Source organism: Providencia sp. PROV236, from assembly GCF_033676985.1.
GTDB lineage: Bacteria > Pseudomonadota > Gammaproteobacteria > Enterobacterales > Enterobacteriaceae > Providencia > Providencia manganoxydans.
Window position 1 is genome coordinate 4,378,126 of record NZ_CP096297.1, and the last position, 12,393, is coordinate 4,390,518.

Here is a 12,393-nt window from a genome sequence, read left to right on the forward strand (position 1 = left end):
AACTTGAAGTATGACGAGTATATCATTAACCCACTGAGGTACACCCGATGATCATAGTCACTGGCGGAGCTGGTTTTATTGGTAGTAACATTGTGAAGGCATTAAATGATGCTGGCCGCACCGATATTTTAGTTGTCGATAACCTGAAAGATGGTACGAAATTCGCTAACCTTGTTGATCTCGATATCGCTGATTACATGGATAAAGAAGAGTTCATTGTCAGTGTGATGGCGGGTGATGACTTTGGTGATATTGATGCGATATTCCATGAAGGAGCTTGCTCATCAACCACCGAGTGGGATGGAAAATACATGATGGATAACAACTATCAGTTTTCCAAAGAGCTCCTGCATTTCTGCTTAGATCGTGAAATACCTTTTCTCTACGCATCTTCAGCTGCAACCTATGGTGGCCGTAGTGATAACTTCATTGAAGAGCGCCAATTCGAAAAGCCATTAAACGTTTACGGTTACTCCAAATTCCAGTTCGACCAATATGTACGTAATATTTTGCCTGAAGCACAATCACAAGTGTGCGGCTTCCGTTATTTCAACGTTTATGGACCACGTGAAAACCATAAAGGCAGTATGGCCAGTGTGGCTTATCATTTAAATAAGCAAATTAACGAAGGGCAAAATCCAAAGCTCTTTGAAGGTAGCGAAACTTTCCGTCGCGATTTCATTTACGTTGGTGATGTTGCTGCCGTCAATTTATGGTTCTGGCAGAATAATGTGTCAGGGATTTTTAACTGCGGTACGGGCCGTGCAGAATCTTTCCAAGCTGTTGCTGATGCAGTCACGCAGTTCCACAATGATAAAAACGTTTCTGTTGAATACATTGAGTTCCCTGAGAAACTCAAAGGTCGCTATCAAAGCTTTACCCAAGCGGACATGACTAAATTACGCGCAGCAGGCTATCAGGCACCATTTAAAACGGTGGCCGAAGGTGTCGCTGAGTACATGCAGTGGCTGAATCAAGCAGACTAATAAATAATCTATGAAAATATTGGTGATCGGCCCCTCTTGGGTAGGGGATATGATGATGTCACAAAGCCTTTATCGTACATTAAAGGCGCAATATCCTCACGCACAAATCGATGTGATGGCGCCACAATGGTGTCGTCCTCTTTTAGCAAAAATGCCAGAGGTCAATGCAGCGATCCCTATGCCACTCGGTCACGGCGCTCTCGCTATTGGTGAGCGCCGGCAACTCGGTATTAGCCTGCGTAACCATAACTATGACCAAGCGATCGTGTTACCTAACTCATTTAAGTCTGCCTTAATACCGTTTTTTGCAAAAATCGCCAAACGTACTGGCTGGCGTGGTGAAATGCGTTACGGTTTGCTTAATGATATCCGAACTTTAGATAAAACCGCATTTCCTCTTATGGTACAGCGTTATGTAGCACTTGCTTATGATAAGCACACTATCCATAACGCAACCGATATTCCTGAGCCTATCCTGTGGCCAAAACTAGCCGTTAAACAGCAAGAAGTTATTGATGCCGCTAACACATTTAATATCGATACTTCACGCCCGATTATTGGTTTCTGCCCCGGTGCCGAATTTGGTCCAGCGAAACGTTGGCCTCACTATCATTACGCAACTTTAGCAGAGCAGCTAATCAGTGAAAAAGGTTATCAAGTGCTGTTATTTGGTTCACAAAAAGACCATGAGGCAGGCGAAGACATCAAACAGAGCCTAACGGATACGGCTCGCGAGCATTGTATTAACCTCGCAGGTAAGACATCGTTAGAACAAGCCGTTAACTTAATAGCTAGCTGCCAAGCCGTTATTACTAACGATTCAGGTTTAATGCACGTTGCAGCAGCACTAGATAAACCACTCGTTGCTTTATATGGCCCTAGCAGCCCTGATTTTACGCCGCCGTTATCAAATAAAGCGGAAGTGATCCGCCTAATCAGCGGATACCATAAAGTACGCAAAGGCGATGGCGAAAGTGGTTATCATCAAAGTTTAATCGATATCCAGCCTAAATTAGTCATCGAAGCTCTCGCTCGCTTACAAATAGGTTTCGATTAATGCGTGTGCTTTTAGTCAAAACATCATCCATGGGGGATGTCTTACATTCCCTACCTGCATTAACCGATGCTCAGCACGTTTTTCCTGAGATCCAGTTTGATTGGGCCGTCGAGGAAGGATTTGCACAAATTCCAACTTGGCACAGTGCGGTTAACCAAGTGATCCCCGTTGCAATAAGACGTTGGCGTAAAAATTGGTTTTCAGCACCGATCCGTGCTGAACGAGCGGCATTTCGTCAACAACTTACTGCAACTCACTATGATGCCGTTATTGATGCGCAAGGGCTACTTAAGAGCGCATTTTTAGTGACGCGCCTCGCCCATGGTGCAAAACATGGTTATGATCGCCACAGCATACGCGAACCGATTGCCAGTTTTTTTTATGACTACAAACATCAAATCAGTAAGCAACAGCATGCTGTAGAGCGCATTCGCCAATTGTTTGCCGCAAGCCTTGGCTATGATTGCCCAAAAACACAAGGTGACTACGCCATCGCCCAGCACTTTTTACATGCACCCACAGAGTTACAAGGTGAGTATGTCGTTTTCTTGCACTCGACAACGCGTGATGATAAACATTGGCCAGAAGAACATTGGCGTAGCTTAATCGCTCTTATGGCTGAAAGTGGTGTCAAAATAAAATTACCTTGGGGTGCCGAACATGAGTATCAAAGGGCACTACGTCTTGCTGAAGGATTTGACTTTGTCGACGTTTTACCCAAACTCACCTTGGCCGAAGTGGCACTTCAAATTGCCAATGCAAAGGCTGTTGTCTCTGTTGATACTGGTCTTAGTCACTTAACCGCAGCGCTGGATAAGACGAATTTTACCCTATTCGGCCCAACAGACCCTGGGTTAATCGGCGGCTATGGTTTAGGCCAACATGAGATTAAGTCAGTAGATAAGACAATGAAGTCGATTGAACCCGATCTTGTCTTTAAACAGTTGAAAAATTCTTTGTAAGTTTGACGATATGTTAACCTATATATTATACCTAATTCTGCCCTTAAACTAACAGATATTATTATTTATTATGAATAAATCAATAACGATAGTCACAGCCTTTTTTGATATAGGCAGAGGTAATTGGAATAGAGAACATGGGCGTTCTAATTCTTTGGAACGCTCTAATGATACCTATTTGAATTATTTTAAAAAATTAGCAAAACTAGACAATAAAATTATTATCTATACAACATCTAATTTTAAGGACAAAATCTTAGATATAAGAAAAGGTAAACCAACCCACGTAATTACTATTGATCTCAAGAAAAAATTTAAATTTATCCTTGAAAAAATAGCAACAATTCAAAATAGTGATACATTTAAAAATTTAATTGACCCTAAATTATTACGCCACCCTGAATATTGGTCATCTGAATATGTTTTGATTAATAATTTAAAACCTTTTTTTGTTAAAAAAGCCATTGACTTAAATTTAGTTGAGAGTGAATTAGCTGCATGGGTTGATTTTGGTTATGTCCGAAATAATAAAACTCTTTATGGTATCACTGAGTGGTATCACCCGTTTGATCAAAATAAAATTCATTTTTTTTCCATTAAAAATACGTTGGATCTAACGGATGAGAAGGCAGTATTAGAAAAAGTTCTAAATAATGATCCTCACATCATTGGGGGAGTATTAGTTGCAGGTAAAGAAAAATGGCCTGAATTCTACAAAATAGTTTTCAAAACACAAAAAGACTTTCTTTCATCAGGTATCATAGATGATGATCAGGGCATATCTTTAACATGTGCAAGTAAATACCCATCCGTTTTTCAATTAAATTATTTAGGTCATATGAGATGGTTTAGAGTATTTCGACTATTCCATGACGGTTCAAAATCAAACAGGTTTGTTCGTTTAGGTATTTTGTTGCGGTTAATCAAATAAGTTAGTATTTAGTTTATAGAGTGCCTTGATGCACTGAGACACTCTATCTTGTACATTATTTCTCTGGCGCAATAAACCCAAAACACATGGTTTCTGGCTTAGCATCAGGCTCAGAACGGTAAATCACATCTTCTTTTTCAATCGTAAATTGTGGCCAATATTTACGCACTTTATCAAAGTTCTCGTGAGCACAATCATCATATTTACGACCTAATAATATTGCCCCATTCTGACGGATCTCTGCTTCTGTAATATCGCGGTTATACACATTAGGTGGCATATGGTGTTCTAGGGTCCATGGTTGGATCACATGCGGTCTGTCTTTTGCATAAATAATAAACCATTGGTGTAAATTATCTTCACCACCAACATATTTTAGAGGTGTGCCATAACGTTGATGCCAACGTTGTTCACCTTCTGCAATCAAGGTTTTGACACCAATAAACTTTTGTCCAGCACCACGAATATTCGCGCTTTGTACGATAGAGTAACCCATCAGCACCAACACGCCAAAGAAAGCTAAGCCAATTAATGGTTTTCGAAGTGGCTTTTTCGGCATGACAGTAATTGAACCAATAAATAGAGGCGCGCACACTGCCATAAAAGGTTGTAACCACTCAGTGATCCGACCGCCATCATGGAAAGAAAACCAACCATAAATAACCACTAAAGGGAACAGGATAATAAAATTAACCATGCGATTAGCCAATGGCTTTGGCCAACCGAGTTTACCACCGCAACTGTATACAATAATGGCTGCGATAATTAATGGATAAAAAACACTTAACGCTGCTTGAGTGGTATGTAAGTTAAATCCAGGATCAATCTGTGAATCTACCCATTTGAAGGCCGAGAAGTCACTCGCCATCAACCAAAAGAAGTTAGGTAAAACAATCGCAAACCAGAGCGCTATCGCTAAATAGAAAACAGGGTGTCGATAGCTTTGACGAACTTGCTTAACAAATAGCGTTAATAAAAATACGGAGCCAACTAAAGCGAGAGTTGAGTATTTACCCATTGTGGCAAGGCCTGCACACAAAGCAAATAACAGCCACCATGCTGGATTGTCATAAACTGCACGCAAAAAGAAATATAGGATCCACGCCCAGAAGGTGACTAAAATATAGTTGTCATTATAAGGAATGATATCGAAATTAATTACACCAGATAAATTCAACATCAACATCGCAAACCATGCAAGATCACGACGTCCTGTTAAGCGATATGCCAGCTTCCAGACACCTAACAATCCAAATGCGATACCAATAAAATGAATAAAGTACCAATAAAAACTATAAGAAATACCTAGATGTATAGCAGGCCACATCACCATTCCCACAAACCAAGGGTTTTTTGGTGAGCCCCATTCTCCATTCATACCCCAGTTAACGGCTTCAACTGTATCGTAAGGTACTGTTGGATCTAAATAAAAACTGGCCAAAATCCATGCAATGGCATAGCCAATGACCCACAAATAAACATATTTGTTCGATATCGATTGATTGATTGCTGGCATACTATTTTAAATATTCAAGTAAAGGTACCCATTATCTATTAGGTGCATGTATAACACCCATGAATATGCGCCTAATAGTGCAAATGGAAATAGAACGGCGAATTCTACTATAGTTTAGAGTGAATAATAAGGAAGGGAGACAAATAGTCATCATCTATTGTCGTTTTATTCAAGTTTTCTGTCACAGACTCAAAAATTTGACCGTGTTATTGTTCTTTCGGCGGTAAGTATGGCTGTAATAACTTGAGCAAACGCTGCAATGCCCCTTGATTTTCATGCAATACTTCTGCGGCATGGCGACCATAATATAGGCGATAGTCTTCATCAGAGAGCAGACTAGTGACAGCTTGCGCCATTGTGTCACTATCAGTAACCGTGATCATCCCATCAGCTTGCTTTAATTTTCCACAAATATCTTTGAAATTAAACGTATGCGGTCCCATCAACACAGGTAAAGCGTGCGCTGCGGCTTCTAACGGATTATGCCCCCCCGTTTCTACAAGGCTGCCACCAACAAAAGCTAAATCGGCAATGCCATACAGTAGCATCAGTTCACCCATAGTATCACCGATCACCACCTGAACATCTGAAGTAGGAACGATACCTTGGCTACGGCGAATAGATTTTAGCCCAGCCTTAGTCGTTAACTCTTCAGCTTTCGCAAAACGTTCAGGATGGCGGGGAACTAAAATGAGCAATAAATCAGGGAAACGTTTTAACAATTGCTGATGTGCATCTAAAACAATGGCTTCCTCACCTTCATGGGTACTTGTTGCTATCCAAACCGGCCGATGTGCAGCCCATTGTCGACGCAAGGTAACGGCTCTCACCGCAAGCTCAGGTGTCACTGAAATATCAAATTTTAAGCTACCAGTCACATTCAATTGAACTCGTCGTAACCCTAACTGAATAAAACGTTCACCATCTTCTTGATGCTGCGCCGCAACCATTGTGACATTACGCAGCATTCGCTTCACAAAACTACCTAATTTTTGATAACCAGCGGCCGAGCGTTCAGATAAGCGGGCATTAGCAATCACCAAAGGTATTTTACGGCGGTGAAGCTGATTTATCATATTCGGCCATAGTTCAGTTTCCATAATAATCACCAACTTTGGATCAACTTGATTAAGGAAACGACGCATAGAGCCGGGAAGATCATAGGGAAGATAGACATGATAAACATCATCACCAAAAGCTGACACAACACGTTCTGAACCCGTAGGTGTCATCGTTGTTACTGTAATTGGCAATGAGGGGTAATGATGGCGTAATGCACGAACTAAAGGCACTGCGGCAAGTGTTTCTCCGACCGAAACAGAGTGCAACAATATCCCACCTGACGCAACTTTGCCTGCACAGAAACCATAGCGTTCCCCCCAACGTTTACGATACGCGGGTGCTTTGCGGCCTCGCACTAATAGGCGAACCCAAATAAGAGGCTGAATGAGATAAAGGAGTACCTGATATAAACGCAATAACATTCGATCTGATTCACTTACCAAAATTGGCGCTATCTTAACACAAACCTTTCGTGAAGGTGTGTAGAATATACACCTAAAAATAGCCTTAAAATTAGATAGTCTACTCTAAATAATTCAAGTTGTGGCTAAGTAGTACATGAATGAGTCGCTAAAAGTATATGATGAGAGAATGAGTATAGTCACGATACTGTAAACAAAAGCGCCGCAGCCTAAAGTATGACGAGCAAAGCCATTCCTCAGTTGCAACAACGCCCAATTGTCGATAATGTTGAGTCCATTCAGATGTTACTTAATCCAAACGGTTTACATTAAGTACTTACAAACGTTGAGATACCAACATTATGCAACATAAAGCTATCTACCCTGGCACCTTTGACCCCATCACATCAGGACATATTGATATTGTTTCACGTGCAGCAGCCATGTTCGATCATGTATTGCTGGCAATTGCCAATAGCCAGCGCAAAAGCCCTATGTTTACCCTTGAAGAACGCGTTGACCTTGCCCAACAGGTAACAGCACATTTAAGTAACGTTGAAGTCGTTGGTTTTTCAGAGTTGATGGCAAATTTCGCACAAAAGCACGATGCCAATATTCTTATTCGGGGAGTTCGCTCAGTCGCAGATTTTGAGTATGAGTGGCAACTCGCTAATATGAATCGCCACTTAGTACCCAAATTGGAAACTGTATTTTTGCTTCCTTCACAAAACCTATCTTTTATTTCGTCATCATTGATAAAAGATGTTGCGCTTCATGACGGTGATGTTTCCTCATTTTTACCCCCCGTTGTTGAACGGGCGATGTTAAAAAAACTCAACAAGCTTTAAAACGCTATCTTTGGCAATTTGGGCAATAAAATGTACTACGCTGGCCTTGTTTAATACTTAAGATTAATGTGCCACACATTAAGCAAGGCTCACCTTTTTTACCATAAACAAATAATTCTTGTGCAAAGTATCCCGGTTTACCATCTGATTGCAGAAAATCTTTTAATGTCGTACCACCCTGCTCAATCGAACGCTGTAGGACTTTTTTGATTTGAGTGACTAACTCAATTGATTGTTCCAGTGTCAGAGTGTTGGTGATCTTCTCTGGCGAAATTCCTGTCGCAAATAAAGCTTCATTTGCATAAATATTGCCAACACCAACCACCACTTTGTTATCCATTAGCCAAGGCTTTATCGCAATTTTTCGTTTTGCTGCTTGCTCAAATAAATATTGGGCATTAAATTCATCCGAGAGTGGTTCTGGCCCTAAATGTGCAAGAACTGAGCTTGTTTCAAGATCTTCACACCATAGCCAAGCTCCAAAACGCCTCGGGTCGGTATACCTCAAAACTTTACCATCTTTCAAAACAAGATCGACGTGGTCGTGTTTTTCTTCGGGCAGTTCTTCTAGCAAAATACGCAAGCTACCAGACATACCTAAATGAATGATGATCCAACCTTTTTCCAATTCAAGCAGCAGATATTTAGCACGACGCTGTACACTGAGGATCTTTTCATCAGATAAACGTTTTATTTGTTCAGAAACAGGCCAACGCAAACGGCTATTGCGTACAATCGCATATTGAATTGAGTTTCCAACAAGATGAGGTTCTATTCCTCTACGACTGGTTTCGACCTCAGGTAGTTCTGGCATGAGTAGATCCCTCAGTAACAATTAATTTTATATATGCTAAATAATTCTAGATCCAACAAATCAACAAATCGCTAGGAACATAGAAAACACCGCAAGTTGCATGAGTGAACCTGATCACCATAGGTTAACGAGAAGCGCTGCAACTTGAAGTATGACGACTATAAATTAACAAAACTTAAACTAAAATATCGCTTTTTCCGCTAGGTCGCTGGACATCTTTCCATATGATAAATACAATCCTGATATAAGCAATATAAGATGTTATGTTTAGCATGATAAAGATACTACTGGTATCTTATGATTTCTAAAAAAAAAATTATTAACGATAAAAATAGGAAAATTTGTGGATATTAAAAAAAACATTATTAGCCAAATCCCTTTTCTATTAGTATCACTGGTTATTTTGGGTATGTTCACTAATGATACTCAAGGTGTTCTCAATGTTTCCGCTGTATTACTCTTCATCATAACAATTGGTATTGCTATAAAAGAAAAAACAAACATTAAAAGTGATATTGTAAATCTAATAAAATCTAGAAAGGTTTTTTTCTTATTTAGTGGTTGGTGTTTACTCTGTATAGCCTTATTTACTTATTCAAGTTTCACTATAGAGGCATTTAAAGAGTTTTTTAATGACTGGCGATATGTGATAATTCTTTCATTATTTTTATTCGTATTTAAGAATGATAGCTCAAAAAATATTAAAACTATAAGCTATGCCCTGATAGCAACATTAGCCTTTACCATTTTTATTACCCCCATACTTAAACAGTTTAAAGATAGCAGCCTCCCCTTATTTATACAATTAAGGTACGGCTTTGCACATTATATGACTTTGCTTTTCCCATTTACCTTTAGTGCTGTATTTATATTTAGAAACGTACTAATCAAGTTAGCAATGTTTTTACTGTCAATATTGGCATTTGTGTTTTTATTATATACGGGTAGCCGAGGTGGGGTTCTTGCCTTATTTGTAGAGTCTGTTTTAATTTTATTTATTTTTTCTAATACCATAAAATCATTTATCTTAAGTATTGCTATTTTCACTATCAGTTGCTTGGTAATAACTACGGCCGCATATAATGAAATCCCTCAAGTTAAAAGAAAAATTGATCAGACTTTATATTCGAAAAATATTACCTCAAGCCGCGATAAGATTATCTCAACTCGATTACCTATTTTCATGAATAATAAAGAAATTTTTATTTTTGGTGCTGGCTACGGCTCGGTATCATACAACCAATATTTAAATGATAATAATGCTGAAAGATTCTCCGGGGGCGGAGGATTTTCTAAGCGTAAAAATGAGTATGTACACAATAATGATGACCCATTCTTTTTAAACATTATTTATAATGTTGGCCTAGGTGGATTAGTTTTATTTTGTATAGCATTCTTTATAAATCAAAAAGATCTCTATCGAAGCATAAGAATGCAAAAAAGCATACTTAACGTAGGCATTTTTATATCATCAATTGGCTATTTTTTGGTTTATTGCCTTTTTGAATTTATCTTCCTAGATATCTTCTTTTTATACAATGTATTAGTGGCTCTATTGATAAATAAAAAATTATCAAAATAACAGCTTAGTATCACTAAACTGTTAAATATATCAGTGAGACATTTTCTTTATTAAGTATTCTGCCGTTGCAGTGAGAAAAGATAAAATCTTCCAGTTTCTTCTTAGGTGAGATTTTTTCCGCGATAACTGCTTATAGCTATCCGCTTTAAGTAAAGGAATATTTTTCCACGGCGACTCTTGCCTTGCAGCTTCAAAAAACTGATATTCTTTATAAAATTTAGCCCACTCATGAAAAGGTTTAGTTAGGCCGACAAAATGAATAAAAATAACATCATCTGATATATTACTAATATCTCTTTTACTCGTAATATACCAATCTAAAGAAAACATAAAATTAAAATTTTCACTAATGTTAATTAACTTATCATTAAGTAATATATTTAATGCATCCTGATCTGGGTGCGTAAATTCGTTATTTTTCACCAGCTCAATTACTCTGTTAGGTATATCATCCCTAACCATGCGTTGAACTGACATATATAAAAAACCAGAATTAAAGTATTTATGCATATCCATAGGCAGAGATTTCTTTTCACTACGGAATTTATCTTTTACTGCATACAGATAAGTATCTTCATTAAATTCTAACGTTTTTAAATATGAAAGATCACCTTTACAGATAATATCTGCATCCAAATAAAGTAATTTATCAATTGTTTGTGAAAGATAATCGATAATTACCAATCTAAAATAAATGGCGTGACTCCAAGCTTTGGATGGCAAAGGCAATCTCTTAAATTCTTTGTTATCAATCAGATAGATTGTGATTTTATGTTGAGTGTTAGCCACTAACTCATCAAAAAGACTTTGCTTCGTGATACTATCGACAAGAATATGGAAATGAAAATGCGTCTCTTTATTATTAAGAATGATTGAAGCGATCGACGTACCAACCCCATAGAGAAATTTATCGTCTACCCCATAGGCGATATGAAAGTATTCTTTATCACTCGTTATAGCATCATTAATTTTTACCAGTGATTTGATAATTTCATGGGTCAACATTTTTCATCCTTCAATGACCAAAACACCTCTAAGAAGTATAAGGCCTTTATTTTAAGAGCTAGTCTTTTAAAGATGATATTTCTTTACATCACATCATCTATCAAGCATTACTCTAATCTACTATCCTAAATTATATAACTTTTTGACAAAAAATATCACTATTGATTCAACTAAATAATAGATAACAGATCATTTTCAGAGCAATCAATAAAAATGTACACAAATTCCACATAGTTTATTGATTGAGAATGTTTATTTAAAATATTTATACTTTACTAAACTGATCAATCCTTTAATTATTTTCTTTTGCCTAAGCTCATGCTTATAACGTTCTTGATATTCCACCTTTTTTTGAGCCCCTTTTAAAGGTAACTCCTTCCATGGTGAATTCTCAAAAGCATCTTTAAATGGCTTGCTTGCAGGATAATCAATGCCCCAATAGTGCCATGGCTTTGTGGCACCGGTATAATGAATTAATATTGTTGATTTTTTGATATAATCCTGATAATTTATTTTTTTCAATTCATTTTTTAATGTATAGATGCAATTATAATCTCTATCTAAATATATATTATTTCTATCAAATAAAATATTTAATGCATCTTGATCTAGATATTTTAGTTTTCTCTCTTGTATCATTTCAAATGCTTTTTTAGTAAAAATTTCTTTTTTCCACATCTGTAAATTTAAAAAAATTACTCCAGCATTAAAATATTTACCTTTATAACCATATATATTAAGCCTAGACTCGCAATTTTTCTGCATCTCATCAACATCTAGAATTACAGCAGCATATTCATTTTCAAACTTAATTTTTAATAAATTAAGTAAACTTCCTTTACATACAATATCTGCATCAAGATACAAAACACTTTTTTCTTGTTCACATAGAAAATCAAAAATAAAAAAACGAAAATATGTAGCATAAGACCAAACAGCAGATGTAGGTAATTTTTTTAATTCATTAGGTTCTAAAAGATACACAATTATTTGCGACTTATATTTCTCATTTATTTTTTTTAAACATTCCATAAATTGATTATCAATATAATCAGTTACTAGATGGAATTTGAAAAAATTATTATTATTTAATAATAATGAACAGATAGAAATACCGGCACCAAACAAGAAATTTTCATCAACCCCATATGCTACATTAAGATAATTTATATTCTTATCTAATTCACCAATAACTATTTTCTCTTTAATGATACTATCCATATTATCTC

General features: G+C 37.2%; 11 protein-coding genes. 6 read left to right on the plus strand and 5 right to left on the minus strand.

Annotated features, from left to right (window positions below; translation table 11 throughout):
• Nucleotides 1–47: 47 nt before the first annotated feature.
• The 4 genes from rfaD to yibB all read left to right on the plus strand — a co-directional run bounded on the left by rfaD (nt 48) and on the right by yibB (nt 3,936).
• Nucleotides 48–986, plus strand: coding sequence for an ADP-glyceromanno-heptose 6-epimerase (rfaD, locus tag M1E96_RS20380; RefSeq protein ID WP_070929903.1), 939 nt, complete (start codon nt 48–50; stop codon nt 984–986).
• Nucleotides 987–996: 10 nt separating this feature from the next.
• Entirely contained in the window at nt 997–2,043 is a 1,047-nt protein-coding gene (rfaF, locus tag M1E96_RS20385; protein WP_272580787.1) for an ADP-heptose--LPS heptosyltransferase RfaF, read from the plus strand.
• A complete protein-coding gene (gene rfaC / locus M1E96_RS20390; protein WP_337979667.1) occupies nt 2,043–3,005 on the plus strand; it encodes a lipopolysaccharide heptosyltransferase RfaC in 963 nt (320 codons plus the stop codon). The genes rfaF and rfaC overlap by 1 nt, the downstream gene beginning before the upstream one ends.
• Before the next feature lie 70 nt (nt 3,006–3,075).
• A complete protein-coding gene (gene yibB / locus M1E96_RS20395) occupies nt 3,076–3,936 on the plus strand; it encodes a protein YibB (protein ID WP_337979668.1) in 861 nt (286 codons plus the stop codon).
• A 55-nt stretch (nt 3,937–3,991) separates the two neighbouring features.
• On the opposite strand, the gene M1E96_RS20400 is transcribed toward yibB, so the two are convergent.
• Nucleotides 3,992–5,452 (minus strand): glycosyltransferase family 39 protein, encoded by a 1,461-nt coding sequence (locus M1E96_RS20400; protein ID WP_337979669.1) that lies wholly within the window; start codon nt 5,450–5,452, stop codon nt 3,992–3,994.
• Between the two features lie 206 nt (nt 5,453–5,658).
• A complete protein-coding gene (gene waaA / locus M1E96_RS20405; RefSeq protein ID WP_070929899.1) occupies nt 5,659–6,936 on the minus strand; it encodes a lipid IV(A) 3-deoxy-D-manno-octulosonic acid transferase in 1,278 nt (425 codons plus the stop codon).
• A gap of 341 nt (nt 6,937–7,277) precedes the next feature.
• Between waaA and coaD the strand changes: the two genes are divergently transcribed.
• Nucleotides 7,278–7,763 (plus strand): pantetheine-phosphate adenylyltransferase, encoded by a 486-nt coding sequence (gene coaD, locus M1E96_RS20410; protein ID WP_140179846.1) that lies wholly within the window; start codon nt 7,278–7,280, stop codon nt 7,761–7,763.
• A gap of 4 nt (nt 7,764–7,767) precedes the next feature.
• Here coaD and mutM read toward each other — a convergent pair whose 3' ends face one another.
• Nucleotides 7,768–8,577, minus strand: a complete 810-nt coding sequence (gene mutM / locus M1E96_RS20415) for a bifunctional DNA-formamidopyrimidine glycosylase/DNA-(apurinic or apyrimidinic site) lyase (RefSeq protein ID WP_070929895.1) — start codon at nt 8,575–8,577, stop codon at nt 7,768–7,770.
• A 343-nt stretch (nt 8,578–8,920) separates the two neighbouring features.
• Between mutM and M1E96_RS20420 the strand changes: the two genes are divergently transcribed.
• On the plus strand, nt 8,921–10,159 hold the full coding sequence (locus tag M1E96_RS20420; RefSeq protein WP_369427313.1) for an O-antigen ligase family protein: 1,239 nt from the start codon (nt 8,921–8,923) through the stop codon (nt 10,157–10,159).
• A gap of 30 nt (nt 10,160–10,189) precedes the next feature.
• Here M1E96_RS20420 and M1E96_RS20425 read toward each other — a convergent pair whose 3' ends face one another.
• Both M1E96_RS20425 and M1E96_RS20430 read right to left on the minus strand, forming a co-directional pair.
• Nucleotides 10,190–11,164, minus strand: a complete 975-nt coding sequence (locus tag M1E96_RS20425) for a glycosyltransferase (protein WP_337979672.1) — start codon at nt 11,162–11,164, stop codon at nt 10,190–10,192.
• Nucleotides 11,165–11,416: 252 nt separating this feature from the next.
• Nucleotides 11,417–12,385, minus strand: coding sequence for a glycosyltransferase (locus M1E96_RS20430; RefSeq protein WP_337979673.1), 969 nt, complete (start codon nt 12,383–12,385; stop codon nt 11,417–11,419).
• Between the last annotated feature and the right edge of the window lie 8 nt (nt 12,386–12,393).